This is a genomic window from Caldicellulosiruptor naganoensis (genome assembly GCF_026914285.1).
Taxonomy (GTDB): Bacteria; Bacillota; Thermoanaerobacteria; order Caldicellulosiruptorales; family Caldicellulosiruptoraceae; genus Caldicellulosiruptor; species Caldicellulosiruptor naganoensis.
In genome coordinates this window covers 127,378-153,230 of sequence record NZ_CP113864.1, presented here as the reverse complement: position 1 = coordinate 153,230, position 25,853 = coordinate 127,378, and the positions used below count along the sequence as shown (strand labels likewise).

Below are 25,853 nucleotides of genomic sequence, written 5' to 3'. Positions count from 1 at the left end.
ATGAAAGGGTTGTTGCCTCACCTTAAAACCTCAATCCCAACTTCTTTAATACCCATTCAATCAACCGCTCCTGCCTAGCCACTATGCTCATCTCACATGCCTGCCCTGCCCTCAAATTAATACCTTTTGGAACTTTCTTTACTTCTACCTCAACCTCATAAAACCCTTGCCCACTCTGGCCTATTGCCTTTATATCCTGCGATACCCTTACAACCTTCCCTTCCAATACTTTCAACACATCTGCTCCTGCTATCTTTACCTTTGCTCTTTGCCCTCTTTCTATGCCACTGCTTTTTGTGTTTGGTATGTATCCAATAACCCTAAATCCTCTTGACCCACTGCCAACTATTCTGCCAATCTCAGCTCCGCTATTTATCACCGCTCCATTGAGAAGATTTGCACTGTATTCTACATATCCATCTTTTTCCGCTCTTATATTACAGCTTTCTATCAACTTCTCTGTTTCACCTAAACTGATTTTTAAATTCTTTATTTCACTGCTTAAATTACTAATCTCATTATCAATCTGCTGTAGCATTTCAAACTTATACTTTTCAATTTCTTCTTTTGTATCATCACCCGAAATGTTTAACAAATCAAGCTGCCCTTCTATTTTCTGTTTCTGCAAAATCATCTCACTTTTTGACTCTCTCTGCTCATCAAGTTTTGAATCTATTTTCGATATTAAAATCTTCTTCTGTATATTACTACCATCCAATTTTGTCTTCACCTGCTGATTGTAAGCCTCTATTTCACTCAATATAAATTCCAAATACCCTATGTCGTATTTCGTTAGCTTAACTTGCTCGCCTTTGCTTACAACTTCCTTTACTTCTTTTAACGTGCTTTCAAATCTATTAATATTTTTAATCTTCTCATCCAAACTCTCCATCTGCTTTTTAAATTCCATTATACTGTATTCTCTTTGCACTCTTGCTTCTTCTGCAGCTTTTCTTAGCTTGTTTACCTCATAACTATAGCTCAAGTACCTCAAATAGTATGCATTATTTTTATTCCTGAGGCTTTCTCCTTTTTCTATGCTATTTCTCAATTCTTTTAAATCATTAACTTTTTTCTCATATTCGCTAAGTTGCTGTTCCAAAAAATCCCTCTTCTTCACATATTCCTCATCATCAATCTTAAATAAAATATCACCTTTCTTTATATATTCACCTTCTTTTACAAAAACCTCTTTTACCTTCCCTCCAACATAACTTATCACCTTTGCTTCATCTTCCCAGGGTCTTATTATCCCTTGAACCTTCACATTTATATCAATTTTTCCTACCACACTCCACAAAACAAGTCCTATCACTAAGGCAAGCAAAATATATGTAATAAAAAGTCCATACCTTGGAATCTCTGATTCATACAAAAGCTTGCTTTCTCTAAGTTCACCAAAATCATATATTACCTCTCTCATCTTAATGTTGCACTCCCAACAGAATCCAAAAGTCCTTTTTGCTCAAGTCCCATCAGCTGCTCTCTCCACAGGTTATAATAATATCCTTTCTTTGCCATGAGTTCTTCATGTGTCCCTACCTCTACTATCCTGCCTTCATGCATTACCACAACCCTGTCACATTTTAAAATCGTAGATAGCCTGTGCGCTATTATTATAGTGGTTATCCCCTCACATACCTTCTCTATTACCTTTCCTATCGCCTGCTCGGTTACAGAGTCAAGGTTACTGGTCGCTTCATCCATTATTATTATCTCAGGATTTTTTAAAAGTGCCCTGGTTATTGCTATTAGCTGTTTCTGCCCGCCTGACAAATTAGCTCCATTCTCTTCTATCATGGTATTGTATCTCAAAGGAAGTTTTGCTACAAACTCGTCCAGTGTTGTTAATTTGCTCACTTCAATTACTTCTTCCATTTTTAAATTTCTGTTTCCAAGCACCAGATTCTCAAATATCGTCCCACTGAACAAGAAAATGTCTTGAGATATATATGCTATCTTCTCCCTCAAATACTTCTTGTTTATATCCTTTAAGTTATAGCCATTTATTCTTATCTCTCCGCTTTCATAATCATAAAATCCTAAAAGCAATTTTGCTAACGTGGTCTTACCTGAACCACTCTCACCTACTATCGCTATCTTCTCTCCTCTTCTTATCTTAAGATTTATATCCCTCAGCACAAGCTGTCTTGTACCGTATCTGAAGTTCAAACCCTCTATCTCTATATCTCCCTTCAAACTGGGTGATAATTTCCTGTCTTCATCACCTTGAAACTCACTCTCAAGTTCCAAAATCTCACTAAGCCTTTCGGCTGCAACTATCGCCGTCTGCAACATCGGCTGCAATCCTATCAGATTTTTTATCGGGTCTACAAAGTATGCAAGCAGTGCATTGAACGTAAACAACTCTCCTATGCTCATCTGCCCATTTATTACCTTGTCTGCACCTACCCACAGTATCACTATAACTCCTACCGCTGCTATTGCACTGCTTATATTACTTTGCAAATTGTTTAAATTCGCTACCTTGAAAACATCTTTCAAAAGCTTTACAAACTTGCTCTCAGTCTTAAAATTTACATCCTCTTCTATATTAAATGCCTTTACTACCTCTATCCCATTCAGTGACTCTACCAAATACGATGTTAAAATTGCATTGTCTTCCATCTCCTGCCTGTTCGCTTCCCTCAATGCCCTGTTAAATCCAAACACTACTGCTGCATATAACAAAACCATCACAAGCGATATAAAAAACAGCGTGGAATTTTGCAGGTATAAAATAATTGCGCCTACCACTGCCATTATGCTGTCTATCATTAGCGTCAGCGTTGCACCTGATACCGCATCCCTTATCTTTGACGCGTCCATAAACCTCGAAATTATCTCCCCTATCTTCCTGCTACCAAAAAAACTCATCGGAAGCTTAATCACATGTTCATAATACCCCAGCATCAGCTTAATATCTAATCTTTGACTTAAATGTATCAAAAGCCTTACCCTGAATGCTCCTAATATCACCTTGAATATTGTAATCAGTATCGCACCTGCTGCTATAACGTGAAGTGTATTCTTCAAAAGATTTGGTATTACATCATCCATCAAAAACTTGTAATAAAATGCTGCCGCTATACCAAGCAAGGTATATACAACTGACACTGCAAAAATATTCAATATCAAGCTCTTCTGCAAACCCAGCAGTTTAAAAAACTTCTTCAAAACTCCCTCTTGCTTACCTTTCTTGAACCTCTCATTTGGCACAAGAAATATCAAAATGCCTGTCCATATTTTAAAAAACTCTTCTGGCTTTAGCTTAACTATTCCCTTTGCAGGGTCTGCTATTACTATCCTTTCTTTTTTTATTTCATGTATTACTACATAATGAAATAGCTTGCCATCTATCAGTACATGTGCTATACACGGAAGTGGTATCTTCTCAAATATTGCTTCTTTTGCTTCTGCCCTGACTGCTTTTGCTTCAAATCCAAGCTCTTTTGCCGCTTTTACAACTCCATATGCTGTGGTGCCAAACCTGTCTGTCCCTGCTATCTGCCTTATTCTGGCTATCGATACTTCTTTTCCATATTGCAAGCAAATTGTTGCTATGCTCGCTGCTGCACAATCGGTTATATCATGCTGCTTTACACAATAGTATCTTTTACTCATCTCTTCATCCCACTTGATTTTTAATATGTTTCCTTCTTTATTATCTTATTTAGTCTGTTTTGTACTTGGACTATTTTTTCTGTAAATTTCTTCTTGGAATTTCTATGCAAATTTTATCTTATACATTTTCACTCTGTCAATCCCGTTTTTTTTTTTTTTTTAGACCATTTTCAACTAAATTTTGAGCTCAGAATACACTTTTCTTTAAATAGCTCAAAATTTCTTAAATTTTCTTGTGTTTTTAAAATGATAAGTTTGGAAATAGGAAAAATACACCAATTGTTAAATAAAAAGATTGCTACATAGAGTAAATGTAGCAAAAAACAATATTGTAATAATTTTGTTTGTAGACTATAACTAAATTCAGGATATAAGGAAAGTAAAGAATGGAGAATAGAATTAAGCTGAAAAAATAAAGGAGATAACTTCTTATACAAAGATGATAGTCTAAATATTAATTTTTTAAACAGGGGTTGTTGAATAAAAGAAATAACCATATAGAGTAAACACAGTAAAAAAAGAAAAAAATCCCCCTTGTGTTATAATTTTAATTTAAGAGAAAACCACAAAAAAACACAAGGGGGAAAAGATATACATGAATATTAAATCACAAAATGAGAAATTTTCAAAGCTGCTTTTTGTAATAAAAAGGTTACTGAAGTTTTATCGAGGAAGATAAAGCAAAATAGAAGGGGACGACCGAGGAAATTTAATCTGTTTCAGATAATAGCTTGTTTGGTTTATAAAGTTAAAAAGGGGATAAAGAGTTTCAGAGAATTAGAATATCGAATAAATCAAGACACAGAGTTTAAGCAAGTAGTAGGTATAGAAGAAAGTCCGGACTATTCATATTTTGCAAAGTTATCAAGAAAAATAGAAGAAGAATACATGCAAGATATAAAAGATGTATTAATAGCTGAAATAGAACCTGATATGAGTATAGCGATAGTAGACTCTACGCCGCTGAGAAGTCCCAAAAATGATTCAGAAGCAAAAATAGGTATACATATTACAATAGGATTTTATAGGGGATACAAATTACATCTTTTGTATACAGGTAAAGAAGAAGTAATACCACTTTTCTGGATTTTAACAGAGGCAAATTAATAGACGTGCGACAAGAAGAGCTTTTGTATAGGGCATGGGGCTCTTTGGCTGTGAGATTGTATTAGCAGATGCGGGATACGATTGTAGTAGAATAGTTTAATATAGCAAATGAGCTTAAAGTTAAATTTGTTGCCGGGATAAACAAAAGAAACATGAAAGATATAAACAATGTTAGCAATAGTTTTAGAAGCAAGAACATAAGATTTTTAGAAACTGAAGAGGGTAAAAAGTTATACAGGCAGAGAACAAAGATTGAAAGACTACTTAGCAAATTAAAAGGTGAATATAATCTTGAGAATGTAAGGCTCAAGGGATTTAGAAATTATAAAAGGTATATTGATTGGATACTAAGCTGTTTGAGCAACTTCTTAGAAAGTTAGAAGGTAAAAAGTTTTCTTTCGCTTATGAATGGAATCAATAATTTATGTTTGTTTTATGCATTGCTGGTAATATTTTTTATTCAACAACCTAAATCTTAAATAAAAAACTTGAAGGAAAAGTTGACCTCGTTGTACGTGCTCTTGATTTTTGTATAAAAAACAAGATTAACATTGCAAACATGAGTTTTTCCACCTCATCTGATAATCCAAAACTCTGAAAAGCTGTTTTAAAAGCAACAAAACATGGAATAATCATTGTTGCCTCGGCAAGAAATTCATTTGGTTCAAAAGCAGGCTTTCCTGCATCATACAATGAGGTTATTTCTGTTGCTTCTGTCAACTACAAAAACCAAATATCGCAGTTTTCTTCTCAAGGCAAAATTGATTTTTGCTCTTATGGTGAAAATATTTTGTCCACAGCTCCAAACAATAGCTACAAACTCTCAAGTGGAAACTCTGTTGCTGCTGCACACCTGACAGCAATTATCGCTCTTATCTTAAGCAAACCAGAAAAGTGGAGCTTGCTACCTAAGCACAGCATAAACAAAGATAAAATCTATAATCTACTCCTAAAACTTTCTGAAGACCTAGGTGAAAAAGGTAAAGATAATATATTTGGCTTTGGTCTTGTGAGATTCAAATTTTCTTATCAATTCTGTCAGCTTTGCAAAGCCAAGATATGATGTTTGGAAAGATAAAATAAAGGTCTATAATGTTGACAAAAAAATTAAAGCAGCAGAAGCTGAGTATGAAGGATACAAGTATATTGCTACGCTTGACAAAGATACAAATGAGATAAAATTAAAAGTCAAGCCAATCAAAAATAAAAAGTTTGATAAAAGTTTAGACACATCAATCCCAGAAGAAAAAACTTTTCTGTAAAAGTAGAATACTTTGATGGTGAGAATTTAAAAGCAAAATTGATTGATGAAAAAACAAAGGAAGAGTATAATATTGGTGATTCTGAAACTGTCTCGGCACAGTTTGCTATAGCTTTGCCATGGGCATTAGGACTTCTTGAATCTCTTTTGTATGCCATTCTTGGTGTAGCTGGCATTATTGTAGTTGGTGGAGCAACTTATTACTTAGCTGAAACATAAGTTGATAAAATAAGAAACAGCTCATACGACTATTTTTTAGCTTATATCTCTGACGACAAAAAACTTTATGTTGGCCCTGCTGTTGATTTTAGCACAGCTAAGGCTGTAGTCTTAGACGGTGGTGATATCTTTGCTAAAAGTAGAAATTCTGCAGAATTATTAGCTAAAGAAGTAGTTTTTTATGCGTCTATTCATGGTTTTCCACAAGCATATTATTATGAACATAAAACTCCTCATAAAGATGACCCAAATTATTTTCCTCACTTTCACGTATTTTTTAATGAGATTAGAAAACGACCTCATATATTCTATCCTTATTAAACTCAAATTATCCTACTTTTAAGAGGTAGCTAAACAAACTTTTTAAGCTACCTCTTGTCTTTTAAATACAAAGTAGTCAATGCTTTTATTTAGGAGGATAAAAATGACGAACATTGAAGTTGTTTATATTCAAGATTTATCATCTGAAATGCATAATGTTTTAAAAGATAATCAATTGGGTAGTTTACCATTAGAGTGCAAAAATTTCTTATTAAGAAGTGTATTAAAGCAAAGCACATATAAATCTATTGGAATATGTTTTATTGATATCTCAAATCTTCAACTTAAAACCTACCTGTTTAAAAAAGAGTTAGATGAAATTATTTATTTTGATGAAATAAATAACTTATTATATGGGTATTACTGGAATATTGCAGATGACTATGTTAAAATCACTGTTAGGAGTATTAACTTGCTAAATACATATGAAAAAGACATTATTGAAATTCCTATTGTTGAATTGAGGCTATGGGAAAATCACTTAGAACAGGAAGGTATAAGTAATTTCATTGTGCCTCCCATTCGCTTTTTTAAAATGGTAAATTCTCGCTATATAATAATTATACACAGAAAGTTTTCTCTTCCCAATTCTGATAATGAATGGCAAATTTATGTAATAGACCTTTTTGAAAATAAATTCTATAGTTACATTTACGATAATGATTCTAAAAAGCCATTTCCTATATCCTATATAAGGTATTTTCCTGTTAGCAATAATGACGGTTTTATATTTATCAAATTTGGACAAATTGACGCTGAGGAAAAGGAAATGTATTGGCCACCAGAAAATTCAAGAATGATTCAACACTTTTGGGAGGCTTTTGCATTTTATCCATTGAATAAATTTATTGAAGATGTTAAAAATCAAAAATTATTTTTAGACGCTTATATTGTTGAACGTATCTCAGAAAATTTTTCCTTTCGCTATTTGGATGATATTGAATCGATAAAAGATTTGTGCTTCTACTATATTAAGAAATCTTTAAAAACTAATTTATCCAAGCTTATAAAATTAGAACTTAAAAATTATACCAAAGAGATAATGCAAACTTCAATCAATCTTGATAATAAATTCATGCACTATAATAATGGTTTTCTAACGGCTATCTCTTTATCAATTGAAGAAATAAATGATAAACAAAATCTGTTAAGAATAAGTAAAGAATTTTTAAATGGTAACAATACAAAAAGGGTAAATATTCTCCTAAGTAAAGAAGAGCAATTTATGCCAGATATCATGTACAAGTACATCTTAAAACATGGTCTTTTTTTAACTTTCTCCCCTCGTTTTGACTATAGAGATATTCCAAAGCATTATAAAATAAAGGTATATTCATTAGAGTCTTCTTCAGCTTTTTTTGAATTTATCACAAAATACCCTCTTTCAAGTCCTTTTACAATTACACTTGTTGAAAAAAACAAAGCGAATGATGAATTTTTATTAATCTTATAATAGCAAGTTTTTTTGAAATCATTTTTAAAATCTTTTCTTTTAAAGCAAAACTTGAAAAGGATAAATAAAAGTTTGCCACGTTTAAATTTCTGAGAGAGAATTTTTTAGCTTCTCCCTCAAATCATTATATCATACGTAAATAAATACAATAAGTCTGGAAGATAGAATAATTGAATAAAATGAATTTTGTTGGCTATTTATTTGAATCAGAACGAACATTAGAAACGGCTCCTCTAAAACTTCTTCCTCAATAATATAGTAAATATAATATTGGGTTCATCTAACAACTTGACTGTTATTACAAAGAGAAATATTATAAAGGAGCCCATAACTAAAATCAATAATTTTTCTTGACTTTGTCAGTTTGAAGCTCAAAAAGCTTGGGAGGACTGGGATTGACAAAATATGGACCTCAATTTTGTCACTACATCATTTGCTAATACCAATAAATTCTAAGCCTTCCTCATATGTCATGAAGTTTTTTGGACCCTTTATCTTCATTACATTCAGTATATCTCCAGCTTCTCCCTCAATTTTTTGCTTTATCAAATATTTCTTCCCTTTTATCTCTATTTCAAAAAAGTTCATTGAATATATTGCTTCCATTATCCTTTCACTACTTATTCCTTTACCTTTTCTCCTCAAAATATATTCCAATGTCCTTTGCAGTAAAAATGCCAAAAAACATATCACAAAATGTCCTTTTATTCTGCTTTCTGTAAAGTGATATATCGGTCGCACTTCTAAACAGCTTTTCATTACTCTGAATGACTGTTCTATCTTCCATAAATCGTGATATGCTCCTAAAACCTCTTCTACATCCATATCCTTTTTGCTCGTTTGAATTGCATAATAACCGTCAAATTTCTCATCTCGTTTTATCGCTTCCTCATCCAATACATATTCTTCTGATTTTGATTTCTTCTTCAAATATTTCCTTGCACCTTTCTTTTCTAAGGCTGTTATGCTTCCTTTGTTCTCTAAAAGCTCTTTGGCTTTTCTTACCAATCTCTCTCTGTCTTCTTTGTCTTTCTTGGCTCTCTTGCTTGAATACGTTATTATCAAATTCTCTTCTATTTTGAACTCTTTACCCTCTTCATCCTTGACAATATTTGTTCTTTCCAATACCTTATATTTGAATTCATCACCATAAATTTCTTCAGCATTCAAACATCTTTTGCCATCAAGTCTTTTATATCCTTCTTCATTAAAAACTTCATCTAAAATTTCTTTACTTGCATTCTTTAATCTGCTTGCTACTATATAGTCGTACCCAGCTTCTTTTATCATCTTTAAATTTATTCTGCTGTTAAGCCCTTTGTCTGCTACTATTATTATCTTATCTATACTAAATTTTTCCTTCAGCTTCCTCAGTATCTTTACCATCGTCTTGCTATCTATCGTATTACCAGGAAAAAGTTCATACCCTATCGGTCTGCCTTCTTTGTCCACCAAAAGCCCTAATACAACTTGCACTTCATTTACCTTGTTGTCTTTGCTAAACCCAAAATTTTTAAGTTCATCCGCTCTACAACTCTCAAAGTATATTGTCGTCACATCATAAAACACTACATCAACTACCATCTTAAATAAGTCTTTATTTCTCTGATACAGGTATGTCTCTAAATCTTCTTTTACACTGTCAAGAAAATCTAAACACCTGTACAATTGATTCAAATCTATATCCTCTTCAAATCCAAAATATTTGCTTCTCTGATGATAAGTTCTTAGTTTGCTCATTGGCTCTATCAATCTCTGTATGGTCATTAAAAAACTTACTTTGTCTACATCAAATTTTATCTTTCTCTCTTTTGCTGCTTTCCCTTTTAAAAACTTATCAATTTCAAGCTCCTGCCATAACTTTCTGTATACAATGTATCCCCAGTTTTTTACAACTGCATCCGAAATATCTTCTTCAGATTCAATAGTAACAGCTTTTGCATTCTCAGTAGTTGTTTCAGCGACAATATCAGATAGTTTTTTTACAATGTTTTTAAAAGCGGGGTCATCTTTGAGAATATCAAGTCTACCAAAGTTAAATAGTACTCTTTGCTTTACTTTACCATTTTCACGGTAATTTTCGACTAACCTAACATACTGATAACCGCCAGCATTAGTAATTTTGACAAACATATGGCAACTCCTTGAAGATAGTTTGTTATATTGTACCACAAAATATTTAAAAAGTCAAGCAAATTCAGTATATATTAAGCTAAAATTTGTCCCTACATTTTTTAAAATTTTTTATTTTTCTCTTCTTGAAACCCGCATAAATTAAGACTTTGTTATTTTTTGTTAGCTCAAAAACACCTCTTAACTGACAAAGTCAAGAAAACTTCTTCCTCAATAATATAGTAAATATAATATTGGGTTCATCTAACAACTTGACTGTTATTACAAAGAGAAATATTATAAAGGAGCCCATAACTAAAATCAATAATTTTTTGATCTACGAGTAGTAAAATAATAGAAAATAGCACCTTTTGCCTTTTTATGTTTTTAAAACTCCTACTGATAAAGTTTAGAAATTTATGGGAATAGAAAGTTTATACATGCTTTAGTAACTGATGATAAAAACTATGAAATTTTATAATAGAAATAGATATTCTAAACAAAATGGTAAAGAAAATTCTCTATTTTTCTTATGGAATCTATAATTTAAACTCCTGCATCGCTCTATAAAAATGAAAAACATTTTGCTTTTATCTTTGATATTGCAAACAAAAAATTGTACCAATTCCCTCCTGAAGCAGAAGCCTATTCGAATTAGTTTGAACAAAAAACTTAAAGGCAAAGTCGGAACAATTACCAAAGCTCTTGATTAGTGTTCAAATATAAAATCAACATTGTAAACATGAATTTTTCTACTACAACTAACAACCCCATACTGTACAAAGCAATACAAGAGGCAACTAAAAAAGCAATAATCATAATAGCTGCTGCCAGAAATTCCTTTAAAACAGATGACCTGGATTCCCAGTATCATACAATGTGGTTATATCTGTTGCTTCTGTCAACTACAAAAACCAAATATCGCAGTTTTCTTCTCAAGGCAAAATTGATTTTTGCTCTTATGGCGAAAATATTTTGTCCACAGCTCCAAACAATAGCTACAAACTCTCAAGCGGAAACTCTGTTGCTGCTGCACACCTGACAGCAATTATCGCTCTTATCTTAAGCAAACCAGAAAAGTGGAGCTTGCTACCTAAGCACAGCATAAACAAAGATAAAATCTATAATCTACTCCTAAAACTTTCTGAAGACCTAGGTGAAAAAGGTAAAGATAATATATTTGGCTTTGGTCTTGTGAGATTCAAATTTTCTTATCAATTCTGTCAGCTTTGCAAAGCCAAGATATGATGTTTGGAAAGATAAAATAAAGGTCTATAATGTTGACAAAAAAATTAAAGCAGCAGAAGCTGAGTATGAAGGATACAAGTATATTGCTACGCTTGACAAAGATACAAATGAGATAAAATTAAAAGTCAAGCCAATCAAAAATAAAAAGTTTGATAAAAGTTTAGACACATCAATCCCAGAAGAAAAAACTTTTCTGTAAAAGTAGAATACTTTGATGGTGAGAATTTAAAAGCAAAATTGATTGATGAAAAAACAAAGGAAGAGTATAATATTGGTGATTCTGAAACTGTCTCGGCACAGTTTGCCATTGCTATCCCAATAGCCTTAGGGCTTGCAGAAGCTTTAATAGCTTCTCTTTTGCTAATTGGTAAAGTAATTGAATTATTTGGAGAGAAATACGTAGAGGCAAGTGAAGTAATTGAAAACGTCAAAAATAACAAATATGAATATTATAAAGCAGCAATAAAAAATGGTATTCTTTATATCGGTCCAGCAATAGACTATCCAACGGCATTTACAAGAGTATATAATTTTGAGCTTGATGTCTTTTGCAAAAATAAAAGTTTAGCTTATACACTTGCACAAAATGTGGCAAATTCATTTCCTTTTGGTGGTTTTGTAAGAGGACCTGATAAAGATGGTTATAGCTCTATTTATTTTTATCATTATCATGTTTATAAATATATAACATCAAGCTTTGTATATAAATTACCATGTCATATTTTCTTCCCGTAAGATAACTTAGTAGGGTTGTTGTAATTAAAACTACAACAACCCTATGTCTTATGTTGAAAACAAAATAAGGAATGGAGTGAGCATAGCAATATGTCTAAAATTATGATATACAATTTAAATGAATTACTTAATATTTTTGGAAATCCTACTAATTTTGACGTTTCTTCATTATTAGCAAAAAACATTAATAATGTAAGTGTCATTTATCAGAGTGATAGTTACGTGTTATTTACCATTAGCGATTGTTATGATACCTATAATATACAATCAATTATAATTGTGGCATTAGAAAATAACAATATTAAAGCGACTTTTACTCATATCATAAAAAACGAAATTTCAGAAATAATTTATTTTGATGAAGAAAAATTAAGCTTGCTTGGTTATTCAGTAAAAGCCATCTCATCAAATTTAGTCGAATTGAAAATATTCCAAATTGATTTAATTAAGAATGATGAAAAAATAGTTTACAGATATACTTTAGATTATTGTGAAGAGAATGCAAATTTAATAAACCACATACCCATCCATGTATGTGCTATAAATAATAGATATATTATGATAATAACTCCAAATATTGAACATTTTAAAAATAAAATTGCTTTAGTTTTTGACATCATAGGAAAACAACAGATTTTTATCGATCCTTACATTATAGATGAGCACTACATTTATGAATTATTAGACATCTCCGTTGTAAGCATTAATGGCAAAAAAAATATATTAATCAAAACTGGACAAATATGTTCATTTGATAAAAGAGTATTTTTCTGTTCTAAAAAGCAATATTTTGTAAACTCAATAGAAACTATTATAATTATACCCTGTGAAGAATTAATTCAGAATTTAGTCAATGGAAAATTTAAGTTTACTAATTACATAGTAGATAAAGCTGAGTATTGCGAAACATTAGATTTTCCAATTAAAGCACGTATTTATAATCCATATTATTATGCAAACAGCAAATCCTATTCAATCATATACTATAAAGAAAATTTCATAACTAAAAAAACTGATATTATTTCATACAATCTGGAGACTAAAAAGAGCTCTTATATTGGTTCTTTACCATTCCCGTTAGAAAAAATACCTCCAATATACAAAGAAAAAGATAAACACTTTATTATGTACATTCCTTTTTATCCTCATGCAATTGGAGGAATACCGAGTAAATACTTTATAAAACATTATATTGAATCTAACCAACTTTCTTTTATTGAATTACCAATTTCAATTTCATCAAATGAGATTTTAAATGAAGTGGAGTTTTTTAACAATGATACAATTATTGAAACAAAAAACTTTGAGTCAGGACAAAATCTTATATATTCAGTAAATAATGATATGCTTATTGCAAAAATAGGCTATGGAGAAAATTACTTATTTGTTGTAAACCCTAAAACAAATGATCTTAATGCGATTATGGTTTATCCTCGATTTTTAAAAAAAAGTTAAGAAGTTGTTGAATAAAAGATATAACCATTGTAAGTAAAAATATGTAAGTAAAAATATACATAGGAGAAATAAAAAATATCCTCCTTATTTAATTTTTTCTATATTACGAAATATCTTGAGTATCAAGTGTTTTAAATATTACCTATTTTTGTGAGGTGTCAATAAGTGCATAAAATAACTTTTATGGGACACTTGTTTGAGCCCCAAATTGTACTATCAGAAAATCCACTTAAAAAACGTTACAACTTAAGGCTCTTATATCACAAAGAAACTTTGTTTATAGCAACAAGAGAGAAAAATTCTAACTCAAAAATAACAAACTTGCTTTTATATTCCTTTGAGAAAGATAGACATCTTTATTTATTAAGTGATTATGATTTAAAAACATCATTAGACGATATTATTGGATTTGATAGATTAAAGAAAGTTGTTTATGGATTATCTGTAAATTATAGTTTATCTACTCTTGCTATATTAAAGATAGATGTACTAAATCACATTGAGGAAAAATTGTATGAAATAAAATTATTTAATAACTCATTAGTTGAATTTGATAAGTTTTCAGGACAAAGTGAATTTTTTTGCCAAACAAAAATTTTAGACGATAGATATTCTATTTTTGTATTAGAAGTACAAACAAAGTCAATTAATTATAGAAAGTCAAAATTTTTTCTTTTTTTCTTTGATATTTTATTAGAAAAAATTTATGACCTTTCATATATTTCTGAAAAGATTATAAAAAAGATTAATTTGAGTAAAACTACACTGCTACATGGAAAATATATTTTATTTGAAACTGGCAGAATTGGTGATTCAGAAAAATTTGATATTATTTTTGAAGCGATACAAGTGAAAGGTAAAAATTTTGACCATATGGATTTTTCTGTTGAACAAACTATGATAATCTATCCTTTTGAAAAATTTTTAGAAGATATTTCAAACTGTAACTTAAGTTTTGAAAAATATTGTTTTGAAAAAACTGATTTTTCAGCTGTTATCCTAACCGACTGTCGGTGGTTTGAAAATGATGAGTATTTTTATATAAAAACTTTTACGACAGAAAATAAGTCAGAACTTATAAAAGTAAAGGTTTCAAACAAGGGTGTCGAAAAAAAAGAAATTATCTGTAGACTTAATGAAAGAATTATAAGTGACTCAATTTTTGTAAAAGAAAGAATATTAGATTATGGAAAATTAATTGATGAAAATTTATTCTATGTTATAATAGTCAATAAAATAAGTCCATATTGTGCTAAAATTTCAATCTTATATATTGGAAAATGCGTTGACAAAAAAGATTATTATTTTGAATTTAAAGAAAAAGAAAATGTTATTAAAATAAATATTTTTGAAAACTATATGATTACTTGCAAAATGTGTTTTGAGGAAAAAGATATATACACAAATCCCGACAATCTTCATTTAGCTTATAAATGCTATAGTTTCCCTGACAAACAACTCATTTATTTCGTAGATGGTATTCACATGTTATATAAAGAGTTAATTTTTAAAAATCCTTTCGATAAAACTGAAACACTTTTTTATTTTTACTAAAGGGCAGTTGGTTTGTACTTGCAATTGATATTATATACAAGCTTGTTAAATAGAATTAGTTGTCAGAAAAGAAAAACACTCTGCAAGGATGATGGCAATGGCTAATTTTTACTAAAACATAAAAACAAAAATTTTTAAACTTCCTTATGACTATCTGGCAACCCTCATTGCCAAAAATAATTGAAAATTAGGAGGGAATTTTTAAAATAATGTTTGAAATTCCTGTATATGATTTATCAGAAATATTAAAAGGTTATTATAAAATTACATGGGAAGATTATACTTTTTCTTCAAAAAAAATACCCCAGTTTCGACTTGAGCCTATTTATCAAAGCGATAATAATATACTGTTTCTTATGAAAAAGAAAGATATACCTGAAGATATTATCGAATCTATTATAGTCTTATCTCTTAAAAATGGCAAAGTTGAACAAACTATCAACTATAAACTAAAAAACAAAATCTCTCAAATAATTTTTTTTAATGAAGAGAAATTTATTTTAATTGGCTATACGATGGCTTTAATCAATGCTAAATTTGGCAAGATAAAAATATTTATTATCGATCCAATAAGAAAAGTAGAAACATTAATGTACAGTTTTATTGTAGAACTTTCTGGAGTAAATAAAGACGAAGAATTGCTCATCCCATTTGCAAGTTATGTATTGGCACTAAACGAAAGATATATAATGCTAATAAATATTGATATGAATTTCAAAGATAAATCTGTCTTGATAGCTGATCTTTATGATAAATCTGAACTTTATCTTAATCCATATATAATAGATGAGCACTCTATTTTCGAAATTTCATACGCAGAAATAAAAAAATTTAAAAATAAAGATTATTTACTTATTAGCACTGGCAGAATCTGCCCAGATGAGAAAAGAGATTATTTTAATTTGGGTAAAGAAGATATTATTAATAAGATTAATACTTTATTGGTTATCCCTTGTGAGGAACTGATTCAAGATTTAAACAAAGGTATAATACCTGTATTATCTAAATACTTGATTGATAAAGCCGAGTATTCTGAAATGTTGGCTTTTTTGGAATATGGAAAACTCAATTATGGCTTTTTTTACCGTATAAAAAGCAATTTTCAATATATTGATTCCCAATCTATACTTTATGGAAAAGAAAACTTTACGGCAAACATCACAGATATATTTTCCTTTGACTTAGAAACAAAAAAACGTACTTATATTGGTTCTTTATCTATTCCATTAGAAAAAATACATCGATTATATAAAGAAGAGAACAAATACTTTTTACTATGTTCCTCTTTCTATCCTTATTCAATACCAGCTCAAAATTATTTTATAAAACATTATATAGGAACCAACGAAATTTCTTCTTTTGACCTACCAATCAATATCCCACCAAAAGAATTAATAGAGGAATTTTATTTTTTAAAAAACCTTTTTATTGCTGTCACAGTAGATCCAGTAGAAAATTATATGCATCTTTACTTTTCTGATGAGGATATACCAATAGTTAAAGTAAGATGCTTAGATGAATTTTTTTTATTAACCGTACATCCCGAAACAGAAGAACTTAGTTCTGTCATAATATACCCCCGATTCTTAATAAAATGAATTAACTAAAAATGTTGTCACACATGTGTGGCAGGCTATAATATCATCTGCTTCATAAAGTTTTCTAAATGTGAGGTGTAAATAAGTGGGTAATGTAACCTTTGTAGGCCATTTGTTCATTCCACAAAAAAGCATATTGTCTGAAAATCCATTAAAAATGCCTTTTAAGAGGAGACTTTTGTACCACGAAGATATTTTATTTATTGCAACAAAAGAAGAAGATTCTTCTAATCTAAAAATTACAAATTTGCTAATATACACTCTTGAGCCAGATAAACACCTCCACCTTTTAGCTGAATACAATCTAAAAATCCCCATAGACGATATTATTGGAATTGACAAGGCAAAAGTGATTGTTTATGGTTTATCTATAGACCAAAATTCTTATGGTTTTTCTATATCAAAAATAGATGTACTAAACCATGTTGAAACAAACTTATATGAAATGAGATTTCCTAAACGCCGAAAAATTGAACCTGAACTTAGAACAAATCAAAAAAAATTTTTCTGTCAAACTAAAATTTTAGAAGGTAAATAGGAATAGTGAATAATTGCAAAAAATATAAATCTTATTTTTTCTTTGATGCAGTGGCAGAAAAAATTTATAATCTTTTATATGTTCCTGAAAAGTTTATAAATGAAATTGAAATACCCCAGACAACCTTGTTGGGAGGAAAATATATTTTCTTTCAAACAGGTAGAATTGGGGATTCTGAAAAATTTGATATTATCTTTGAGGCAATACAAGAAAAAAAAGAAAATTTCGATCCTTCTGATTTCCGTGTTAACCAAAAGATGATAATCTATCCTCTTAGCAAATTTCTTGAAGACATTTCTATTCGTAATGTTGATTTTAAAAGATATTGTTTTGAAGAGATGGATTTCAATGTTGTTGTTCCAAATTGTTGCAGATGGTTTGAAAATGATGAATTTTTCTATATAAAGACTTCTATAGCTCATAACAAGTCAGAATTAATAAGAGTCAAAGTTTCTGACAACGGTGTAGAGAGAAAAGAAATCATCTGCAGCCTTAATTAGAGAATTTTAAGTGATTTGATGTTCGTAAAAGAACATATTTTAGACAGCAAAAAAATTCCAAAAAAAATATATTTATTTTACATTGTGAAAGCCAGTAAAATAAATTCGTATTGTTATAGAGTTACTATTTTGTTTTTTGGAAAAAGGATAATTGAGAGGGACTTTTATTTTGAATTTAAAGAAAATGAAAATATCATTAAATTAAATTTTGAAAAAGATTACATAATTACATGTAAAATGCATTTTAATGAAGAAGATACATTGCAAAATCCCGACCATCTTTATTTAACTTACAAGTCTTATAGTTTCTCTAATAAACAGTTTAGTGGTTCTCAAGATCAAGTTCACATGCTATATAAAGACATTGTTTTAGATAATCCTTATAATCAAATGGAAACACTGATATATTTTTACTGATTTATTCTTGATAGCTAATGAAATTTATAAAGTGCTTTTGAAATTATCTAAAGACATAGGAAAAGAAAGAAAAGACAATATCTTTGGTTATGGTTTAGTAAAATTTTGTAATACAAAAATTACAAAGAGGTAGCTAAACAAACTTTTCAAAGCTACTTCTTGTCTTTTAACAAAGCAGTCAAATACTTTTATTTAGGAGGATAAAAATAATGAACATTGATGTTGTTTATATCCAAGATTTATCATCCGAAATGCATAATGTTTTAAAAAATAATCAATTGGGTAGTTTACCAATAGAGTGCAAAAATTTCTTATTAAGAAGTGTATTAAAGCAAAGCACATATAAATCTATTGGAATATGTTTTATTGATATCTCAAATCTTCAACTTAAAACCTACCTGTTTAAAAAAGAGTTAGATGAAATTATTTATTTTGATGAAATAAATAACTTATTATATGGGTATTACTGGAATATTGCAGATGACTATGTTAAAATCACTGTTAGGAGTATTAACTTGCTAAATACATATGAAAAAGACATTATTGAAATTCCTATTGTTGAATTGAGGCTATGGGAAAATCACTTAGAACAGGAAGGTATAAGTAATTTCATTGTGCCTCCCATTCGCTTTTTTAAAATGGTAAATTCTCGCTATATAATAATTATACACAGAAAGTTTTCTCTTCCCAATTCTGATAATGAATGGCAAATTTATGTAATAGACCTTTTTGAAAATAAATTCTATAGTTACATTTACGATAATGATTCTAAAAAGCCATTTCCTATATCCTATATAAGGTATTTTCCTGTTAGCAATAATGACGGTTTTATATTTATCAAATTTGGACAAATTGACGCTGAGGAAAAGGAAATGTATTGGCCACCAGAAAATTCAAGAATGATTCAACACTTTTGGGAGGCTTTTGCATTTTATCCATTGAATAAATTTATTGAAGATGTTAAAAATCAAAAATTATTTTTAGACGCTTATATTGTTGAACGTATCTCAGAAAATTTTTCCTTTCGCTATTTGGACGATATTGAATCGATAAAAGATTTGTGCTTCTACTATATTAAGAAATCTTTAAAAACTAATTTATCCAAGCTTATAAAATTAGAACTTAAAAATTATACCAAAGAGATAATGCAAACTTCAATCAATCTTGATAATAAATTCATGCACTATAATAATGGTTTTCTAACGGCTATCTCTTTATCAATTGAAGAAATAAATGATAAACAAAATCTGTTAAGAATAAGTAAAGAATTTTTAAATGGTAACAATACAAAAAGGGTAAATATTCTCCTAAGTAAAGAAGAGCAATTTATGCCAGATATCATGTACAAGTACATCTTAAAACATGGTCTTTTTTTAACTTTCTCCCCTCGTTTTGACTATAGAGATATTCCAAAGCATTATAAAATAAAGGTATATTCATTAGAGTCTTCTTCAGCTTTTTTTGAATTTATCACAAAATACCCTCTTTCAAGTCCTTTTACAATTACACTTGTTGAAAAAAACAAAGCGAATGATGAATTTTTATTAATCTTATAATAGCAAGTTTTTTTGAAATCATTTTTAAAATCTCTTCATTTAAAGCAAAACTTGAAAAGGATAAATAAAAGTTTGCCACGTTTAAATTTCTGAGAGAGAATTTTTTAGCTTCTCCCTCAAATCATTATATCATACGTAAATAAATACAATAAGTCTGGAAGATGGAATAATTGAATAAAATGAATTTTGTTGGCTATTTATTTGAATCAGAACGAACATTAGAAACGGCTCCTCTAAAACTTCTTCCTCAATATAGTAATATAATATTGGGTTCATCTAACAACTTGACTGTTATTACAAAGAGAAATATTATAAAGGAGCCCATAACTAAAATCAATAATTTTTTGATCTACGAGTAGTAAAATAATAGAAAATAGCACCTTTTGCCTTTTTATGTTTTTAAAACTCCTACTGATAAAGTTTAGAAATTTATGGGAATAGAAAGTTTATACATGCTTTAGTAACTGATGATAAAAACTATGAAATTTTATAATAGAAATAGATATTCTAAACAAAATGGTAAAGAAAATTTTCTATTTTTCTTATGGAATCTATAATTTAAACTCCTGCATCGCTCTATAAAAATGAAAAACATTTTGCTTTTATCTTTGATATTGCAAACAAAAAATTGTACCAATTCCCTCCTGAAGCAGAAGCCTATTTGAATTAGTTTGAACAAAAAACTTAAAGGCAGAGTCGGAACAATTACCAAAGCTCTTTATTAGTGTTCAAAAATAAAATCAACATTGTAAACATGAATTTTTCTCCTACAACTAACAACCCCATACTGTACAAAGCAATACAAGAGGCAACTAAAAAAGCAATAATCATAATAGCTGCTGCCAGAAATTCCTTTAACAGATGACCTCGATTCCCAGCATCATACAATGTGGTTATATCTGCTGCTTCTGTCAACTACAAAAACCAAATATCGCAGTTTTCTTCTCAAGGCAAAATTGATTTTTGCTCTTATGGTGAAAATATTTTGTCCACAGCTCCAAACAATAGCTACAAACTCTCAAGTGGAAACTCTGTTGCTGCTGCACACCTGACAGCAATTATCGCTCTTATCTTAAGCAAACCAGAAAAGTGGGGCTTGCTACCTAAGCACAGCATAAACAAAGATAAAATCTATAATATACTCCTAAAACTTTCTGAAGACCTCGGTGAAAAAGGTAAAGATAATATATTTGGCTTTGGTCTTGTGAGATTCAAATTTTCTTATCAATTCTGTCAGCTTTGCAAAGCCAAGATATGATGTTTGGAAAGATAAAATAAAGGTCTATAATGTTGACAAAAAAATTAAAGCAGCAGAAGCTGAGTATGAAGGATACAAGTATATTGCTACGCTTGACAAAGATACAAATGAGATAAAATTAAAAGTCAAGCCAATCAAAAATAAAAAGTTTGATAAAAGTTTAGACACATCAATCCCAGAAGAGAGAAACTTTTCTGTAAAAGTAGAATACTTTGATGGTGAGAATTTAAAAGCAAAATTGATTGATGAAAAAACAAAGGAAGAGTATAATATTGGTGATTCTGAAACTGTCTCGGCACAGTTTGCTATAGCTTTGCCTATTGCGTTAGGATTATTAGAGGCTCTAATTACAGTACTATTAGCCATTGGTGAAGCGATTGTAATTGTCGGAGTAACCTATATAGTAGCTTCGAGAGTGATAGAAAAGATAAATAATAGTACTTATGACTATTATATGGCAATAATTAGAAATAATAATGTTTATATCGGACCTGCTATTGATTATGAAACTGCTTATAATAGAGTTTCGTTATTCGAAGGAGATGTTTTCTGCAGAACTGAAACTAAAGCAAAAACTCTTGCTTTAAACGTTGCATATAGTAAACGAGGAACTATAATTGGACCAGAGAGACACAAAGATTATGCAAACTACTATCCGCATTATCATGTAAAAGATGCATATGGTTATAAGTTAGCTTCTCATATTTTCTTCCCGTATTGACATTTGTATACTATAACAGAACAATTCAACAGGCTGTTTACAGATGTAAAAACAGCCTGTTGAAATTTTGAATTACTGATGATGTAAAATTAACTATACAATGTAAATTTTGTTAGTGCAAATTGCTTTCAATATAGTGAGGTGAGGTAATTTATGAGAAATGTAGCTATTTTTAACATATATAACCTATGCAAAGAAATATCAAAATATAAGCCCAACAAAAGTGCTAAAATATCACCATCTTCACAATCATTCAATGGTGTTTTCTTGCTAAAGCCTACAATTACTCCAAATGCTGGTGTTTTGTTTGAAATAGTAAGATACCTTCCTAAAGCCGCAGTAGAAAGTATCTGTTTTGTCAAAGGAAAAGATTTGAGCTGCAACTTCTACAAGTTTTTAAATAACATTAAGCAGATTTTGTTATTCGATTATGAAAATTGCACATTATACGGGTATACGATGGAGAAGGTAAACAAAAATTTAGTAGAAATAAAAATTGTTAAAGTTGACCTTTGTTGTGCCCAAGAAAGTATAATTTTCAATTTTTTAATAGGCTATTTTGATAAAAACCCAGAAAGTGACCCTATAGAAACTCTGTATATCAGTGCTTTAAATCAAAGACATCTTTTAATTATCACTCCAAATATACCTCATTACCCAACAAAAATTGCAAAAATTATTGACATAGAAAGCAAAGAAGAAATTCCAATCAATCCTTATCTATTTGAAGAACATGATATATTTGAAATAGCAGACTTAAAGGTTATTCAAAAGCACAAGAACAAGAAATACATCTTAATAAAAACTGGTCGAATATGTTCATTTGAGAAAAGAAATTTTTATAATTCACATTCTAATCACTACAAAGACAAAATTGAAACTTTAATTGTAGCACCTGTTGAAGATGTTCTCGATGAAGCAATAAGCCAGAAAAAAATTGACTTTTCTAAGTATATTATTGCAACTGCGGGTAAAAACCAAACTGTTGAATTTGAATCTTTTATAAATGTTGATAATATTTTGGCTTCCATAACTGCTACAAATTTACCCTTCATTTTATATTCAAAGGAAAATTTTAGCAAAGGCAGTATAGAAATTTTCAAATTTGATTTAGAAAATAAAGCCACATACAAATTAATAAGTTTTGGTGGTAAAAAACCTTTTATATATTGTGATGATAAAGGATATTTTTTTATAGAAGCAAACTATTCTGATTTGTCAAATTCAAATCTACAAAAATTAGCTCTTGAAAAAATATACCTTGAAAATGATCAAAGAACAAAAGTAGAAATTATTATAGAAGAAGATGAAATATTTGAAAACCTATATTCTTGTTCATCTGCAAGTTTTATTACAACAAAAAACGTTTTAAAAGAAGAAATCAAAGTATACTTTTTAGATGAAAAAGAATCTTATTTCACCACAAAATTTTATGAAGGCTTTGTGCCTATTTTTAATACAGTCAAAGATGAAATAAAAGCATTTATAATTTATCCTTATTATGTTATAAATAGATAATACAAGAATAAATCAATAACAGCAATTGTAATTTTAATCTCAGATTTGTTATGCCAACTAAGTATACTTTTATAACTAATGAAAATACAAGCTGTGTATGGTAGAATAAAGCAATGATAACAATATCAAGAAAAAATTATTTGTTTCGATAGCAAAATTTAAAGAAATCGCGAGATATTTTGAAAAAATCAAAGGTATATTGAGAGAGGAGGCATTTTGATGTCATTTCAAATTTTATACATGCATGATATCTGCTCTGATTATAAAGAATTCTTAAAAACCTTAGATTTCCATGCGAAAGTTAGAAATAATATTTTTCTATAAGTTCGCCGCAAAAAATTGGAAATATTTTTCTTATAAGTATATTTAAAAATTTTAATGACCTTGGCGTAAAAAACAAAATGGTTGGATTATTTTTATTTGACTTATCAACCTTTGAAAGCAAGTTATATTTTTCTTGACTTTGTCAGTTTGAAGCTCAAAAAGCTTGGGAGGACTGGGATTGACAAAATATGGACCTCAATTTTGTCACTACATCATTTGCTAATACCAATAAATTCTAAGCCTTCCTCATATGTCATGAAGTTTTTTGGACCCTTTATCTTCATTACATTCAGTATATCTCCAGCTTCTCCCTCAATTTTTTGCTTTATCAAATATTTCTTCCCTTTTATCTCTATTTCAAAAAAGTTCATTGAATATATTGCTTCCATTATCCTTTCACTACTTATTCCTTTACCTTTTCTCCTCAAAATATATTCCAATGTCCTTTGCAGTAAAAATGCCAAAAAACATATCACAAAATGTCCTTTTATTCTGCTTTCTGTAAAGTGATATATCGGTCGCACTTCTAAACAGCTTTTCATTACTCTGAATGACTGTTCTATCTTCCATAAATCGTGATATGCTCCTAAAACCTCTTCTACATCCATATCCTTTTTGCTCGTTTGAATTGCATAATAACCGTCAAATTTCTCATCTCGTTTTATCGCTTCCTCATCCAATACATATTCTTCTGATTTTGATTTCTTCTTCAAATATTTCCTTGCACCTTTCTTTTCTAAGGCTGTTATGCTTCCTTTGTTCTCTAAAAGCTCTTTGGCTTTTCTTACCAATCTCTCTCTGTCTTCTTTGTCTTTCTTGGCTCTCTTGCTTGAATACGTTATTATCAAATTCTCTTCTATTTTGAACTCTTTACCCTCTTCATCCTTGACAATATTTGTTCTTTCCAATACCTTATATTTGAATTCATCACCATAAATTTCTTCAGCATTCAAACATCTTTTGCCATCAAGTCTTTTATATCCTTCTTCATTAAAAACTTCATCTAAAATTTCTTTACTTGCATTCTTTAATCTGCTTGCTACTATATAGTCGTACCCAGCTTCTTTTATCATCTTTAAATTTATTCTGCTGTTAAGCCCTTTGTCTGCTACTATTATTATCTTATCTATACTAAATTTTTCCTTCAGCTTCCTCAGTATCTTTACCATCGTCTTGCTATCTATCGTATTACCAGGAAAAAGTTCATACCCTATCGGTCTGCCTTCTTTGTCCACCAAAAGCCCTAATACAACTTGCACTTCATTTACCTTGTTGTCTTTGCTAAACCCAAAATTTTTAAGTTCATCCGCTCTACAACTCTCAAAGTATATTGTCGTCACATCATAAAACACTACATCAACTACCATCTTAAATAAGTCTTTATTTCTCTGATACAGGTATGTCTCTAAATCTTCTTTTACACTGTCAAGAAAATCTAAACACCTGTACAATTGATTCAAATCTATATCCTCTTCAAATCCAAAATATTTGCTTCTCTGATGATAAGTTCTTAGTTTGCTCATTGGCTCTATCAATCTCTGTATGGTCATTAAAAAACTTACTTTGTCTACATCAAATTTTATCTTTCTCTCTTTTGCTGCTTTCCCTTTTAAAAACTTATCAATTTCAAGCTCCTGCCATAACTTTCTGTATACAATGTATCCCCAGTTTTTTACAACTGCATCCGAAATATCTTCTTCAGATTCAATAGTAACAGCTTTTGCATTCTCAGTAGTTGTTTCAGCGACAATATCAGATAGTTTTTTTACAATGTTTTTAAAAGCGGGGTCATCTTTGAGAATATCAAGTCTACCAAAGTTAAATAGTACTCTTTGCTTTACTTTACCATTTTCACGGTAATTTTCGACTAACCTAACATACTGATAACCGCCAGCATTAGTAATTTTGACAAACATATGGCAACTCCTTGAAGATAGTTTGTTATATTGTACCACAAAATATTTAAAAAGTCAAGCAAATTCAGTATATATTAAGCTAAAATTTGTCCCTACATTTTTTAAAATTTTTTATTTTTCTCTTCTTGAAACCCGCATAAATTAAGACTTTGTTATTTTTTGTTAGCTCAAAAACACCTCTTAACTGACAAAGTCAAGTATATTTAAAAATTTTAATGACCTTGGCGTAAAAAACAAAATGGTTGGATTATTTTTATTTGACTTATCAACCTTTGAAAGCAAGTTATATTTTTTCAATAATAGCTATTATCAAATGTTGTTTTTTGATGATAAAAATTATACCTTTTATGGATGTCGTTATATAGTTAAAAACAATTTGTTAAAAATAAATGTCTGTGAGGTTAATTTACATAAACAT

At 29.7% G+C, this 25,853-nt stretch carries 19 protein-coding genes and 3 pseudogenes; 16 read left to right on the top strand and 6 right to left on the bottom strand.

Annotated features, from left to right (window positions below; all coding sequences use genetic code 11):
- Positions 1–22: 22 nt before the first annotated feature.
- Both OTJ99_RS00720 and OTJ99_RS00715 read right to left on the bottom strand, forming a co-directional pair.
- Entirely contained in the window at positions 23–1,423 is a 1,401-nt protein-coding gene (locus OTJ99_RS00720; RefSeq protein WP_045164530.1) for an HlyD family efflux transporter periplasmic adaptor subunit, read from the bottom strand.
- Complete coding sequence (locus OTJ99_RS00715) at positions 1,420–3,624, bottom strand: peptidase domain-containing ABC transporter (protein ID WP_045164531.1); 2,205 nt, start codon at positions 3,622–3,624, stop codon at positions 1,420–1,422. The genes OTJ99_RS00720 and OTJ99_RS00715 overlap by 4 nt, the downstream gene beginning before the upstream one ends.
- Positions 3,625–4,219: 595 nt before the next feature.
- Here OTJ99_RS00715 and OTJ99_RS00710 point away from each other — a divergent pair.
- Positions 4,220–5,152: pseudogene (locus OTJ99_RS00710) on the top strand (transposase).
- Positions 5,153–5,199: 47 nt separating this feature from the next.
- Here OTJ99_RS00710 and OTJ99_RS00705 read toward each other — a convergent pair.
- Positions 5,200–5,451 carry a hypothetical protein gene (locus OTJ99_RS00705; protein WP_235374543.1) on the bottom strand — a complete coding sequence of 84 codons (252 nt, stop codon included), beginning with the start codon at positions 5,449–5,451 and terminating at the stop codon, positions 5,200–5,202.
- Between OTJ99_RS00705 and OTJ99_RS00700 the strand changes: the two genes are divergently transcribed.
- The 3 genes from OTJ99_RS00700 to OTJ99_RS00690 all read left to right on the top strand — a co-directional run bounded on the left by OTJ99_RS00700 (position 5,360) and on the right by OTJ99_RS00690 (position 7,985).
- Positions 5,360–5,794 (top strand): S8 family peptidase, encoded by a 435-nt coding sequence (locus OTJ99_RS00700; protein ID WP_307735257.1) that lies wholly within the window; start codon positions 5,360–5,362, stop codon positions 5,792–5,794. The two genes, OTJ99_RS00705 and OTJ99_RS00700, sit on opposite strands and share 92 nt — an antisense overlap.
- 237 nt (positions 5,795–6,031) lie before the next feature.
- Complete coding sequence (locus OTJ99_RS12410) at positions 6,032–6,211, top strand: hypothetical protein (RefSeq protein WP_052671456.1); 180 nt, start codon at positions 6,032–6,034, stop codon at positions 6,209–6,211.
- 424 nt (positions 6,212–6,635) lie between these two features.
- Positions 6,636–7,985, top strand: a complete 1,350-nt coding sequence (locus OTJ99_RS00690) for a hypothetical protein (RefSeq protein WP_045164533.1) — start codon at positions 6,636–6,638, stop codon at positions 7,983–7,985.
- Positions 7,986–8,414: 429 nt separating this feature from the next.
- On the opposite strand, the gene OTJ99_RS00685 is transcribed toward OTJ99_RS00690, so the two are convergent.
- Positions 8,415–10,118 carry an IS1634 family transposase gene (locus OTJ99_RS00685; RefSeq protein ID WP_045164485.1) on the bottom strand — a complete coding sequence of 568 codons (1,704 nt, stop codon included), beginning with the start codon at positions 10,116–10,118 and terminating at the stop codon, positions 8,415–8,417.
- A gap of 858 nt (positions 10,119–10,976) precedes the next feature.
- Here OTJ99_RS00685 and OTJ99_RS00680 point away from each other — a divergent pair.
- The 9 genes and pseudogenes from OTJ99_RS00680 (at position 10,977) to OTJ99_RS00640 (ending at position 19,698) form a co-directional block, all read left to right on the top strand.
- Positions 10,977–11,345, top strand: coding sequence for a S8 family serine peptidase (locus tag OTJ99_RS00680; RefSeq protein WP_269015404.1), 369 nt, complete (start codon positions 10,977–10,979; stop codon positions 11,343–11,345).
- Positions 11,311–12,080 (top strand): annotated as a pseudogene (locus tag OTJ99_RS12925) (hypothetical protein); the annotation flags it as partial. The gene OTJ99_RS00680 and the pseudogene OTJ99_RS12925, both read left to right, overlap by 35 nt.
- Before the next feature lie 90 nt (positions 12,081–12,170).
- Positions 12,171–13,535 (top strand): hypothetical protein, encoded by a 1,365-nt coding sequence (locus OTJ99_RS00670; RefSeq protein ID WP_269015402.1) that lies wholly within the window; start codon positions 12,171–12,173, stop codon positions 13,533–13,535.
- A gap of 165 nt (positions 13,536–13,700) precedes the next feature.
- Positions 13,701–15,089, top strand: coding sequence for a hypothetical protein (locus tag OTJ99_RS00665; RefSeq protein ID WP_269015401.1), 1,389 nt, complete (start codon positions 13,701–13,703; stop codon positions 15,087–15,089).
- Between the two features lie 209 nt (positions 15,090–15,298).
- Positions 15,299–16,687, top strand: a complete 1,389-nt coding sequence (locus OTJ99_RS00660) for a hypothetical protein (protein ID WP_269015400.1) — start codon at positions 15,299–15,301, stop codon at positions 16,685–16,687.
- 85 nt (positions 16,688–16,772) lie between these two features.
- Entirely contained in the window at positions 16,773–17,225 is a 453-nt protein-coding gene (locus OTJ99_RS00655) for a hypothetical protein (RefSeq protein ID WP_269015399.1), read from the top strand.
- A gap of 5 nt (positions 17,226–17,230) precedes the next feature.
- Entirely contained in the window at positions 17,231–17,725 is a 495-nt protein-coding gene (locus OTJ99_RS00650) for a hypothetical protein (RefSeq protein WP_269015398.1), read from the top strand.
- 18 nt (positions 17,726–17,743) lie between these two features.
- Positions 17,744–18,142, top strand: a complete 399-nt coding sequence (locus OTJ99_RS00645; RefSeq protein WP_269015397.1) for a hypothetical protein — start codon at positions 17,744–17,746, stop codon at positions 18,140–18,142.
- A gap of 209 nt (positions 18,143–18,351) precedes the next feature.
- Positions 18,352–19,698, top strand: coding sequence for a hypothetical protein (locus OTJ99_RS00640; protein ID WP_269015396.1), 1,347 nt, complete (start codon positions 18,352–18,354; stop codon positions 19,696–19,698).
- A gap of 705 nt (positions 19,699–20,403) precedes the next feature.
- Here the strand turns inward: OTJ99_RS00640 and OTJ99_RS00635 are convergent.
- A complete protein-coding gene (locus OTJ99_RS00635; protein WP_269015458.1) occupies positions 20,404–20,613 on the bottom strand; it encodes a hypothetical protein in 210 nt (69 codons plus the stop codon).
- Between OTJ99_RS00635 and OTJ99_RS00630 the strand changes: the two genes are divergently transcribed.
- The 3 genes and pseudogenes from OTJ99_RS00630 to OTJ99_RS00620 all read left to right on the top strand — a co-directional run bounded on the left by OTJ99_RS00630 (position 20,588) and on the right by OTJ99_RS00620 (position 23,195).
- On the top strand, positions 20,588–20,956 hold the full coding sequence (locus OTJ99_RS00630; RefSeq protein WP_269015395.1) for a S8 family serine peptidase: 369 nt from the start codon (positions 20,588–20,590) through the stop codon (positions 20,954–20,956). The two genes, OTJ99_RS00635 and OTJ99_RS00630, sit on opposite strands and share 26 nt — an antisense overlap.
- A pseudogene (locus OTJ99_RS12405) lies at positions 20,922–21,677 on the top strand (hypothetical protein); the annotation flags it as partial. The gene OTJ99_RS00630 and the pseudogene OTJ99_RS12405, both read left to right, overlap by 35 nt.
- A gap of 153 nt (positions 21,678–21,830) precedes the next feature.
- Positions 21,831–23,195: a hypothetical protein gene (locus tag OTJ99_RS00620; RefSeq protein ID WP_269015393.1), complete on the top strand. Its 1,365-nt coding sequence runs from the start codon at positions 21,831–21,833 to the stop codon at positions 23,193–23,195.
- A 536-nt stretch (positions 23,196–23,731) separates the two neighbouring features.
- Here OTJ99_RS00620 and OTJ99_RS00615 read toward each other — a convergent pair.
- Positions 23,732–25,435, bottom strand: coding sequence for an IS1634 family transposase (locus OTJ99_RS00615; RefSeq protein ID WP_045164485.1), 1,704 nt, complete (start codon positions 25,433–25,435; stop codon positions 23,732–23,734).
- Positions 25,436–25,853 lie beyond the last annotated feature (418 nt).

Bases quoted from the DNA above. Each gene is read 5' to 3' on its own strand.
- OTJ99_RS00720 (WP_045164530.1), bottom strand. From the start codon at position 1,423: ATGAGAGAGGTAATATATGATTTTGGTGAACTTAGAGAAAGCAAGCTT.
- OTJ99_RS00715 (WP_045164531.1), bottom strand. From the start codon at position 3,624: ATGAGTAAAAGATACTATTGTGTAAAGCAGCATGATATAACCGATTGT.
- OTJ99_RS00690 (WP_045164533.1), top strand. From the start codon at position 6,636: ATGACGAACATTGAAGTTGTTTATATTCAAGATTTATCATCTGAAATG.
- OTJ99_RS00685 (WP_045164485.1), bottom strand. From the start codon at position 10,118: ATGTTTGTCAAAATTACTAATGCTGGCGGTTATCAGTATGTTAGGTTA.
- OTJ99_RS00670 (WP_269015402.1), top strand. From the start codon at position 12,171: ATGTCTAAAATTATGATATACAATTTAAATGAATTACTTAATATTTTT.
- OTJ99_RS00660 (WP_269015400.1), top strand. From the start codon at position 15,299: ATGTTTGAAATTCCTGTATATGATTTATCAGAAATATTAAAAGGTTAT.
- OTJ99_RS00645 (WP_269015397.1), top strand. From the start codon at position 17,744: ATGTTCGTAAAAGAACATATTTTAGACAGCAAAAAAATTCCAAAAAAA.
- OTJ99_RS00640 (WP_269015396.1), top strand. From the start codon at position 18,352: ATGAACATTGATGTTGTTTATATCCAAGATTTATCATCCGAAATGCAT.
- OTJ99_RS00620 (WP_269015393.1), top strand. From the start codon at position 21,831: ATGAGAAATGTAGCTATTTTTAACATATATAACCTATGCAAAGAAATA.
- OTJ99_RS00615 (WP_045164485.1), bottom strand. From the start codon at position 25,435: ATGTTTGTCAAAATTACTAATGCTGGCGGTTATCAGTATGTTAGGTTA.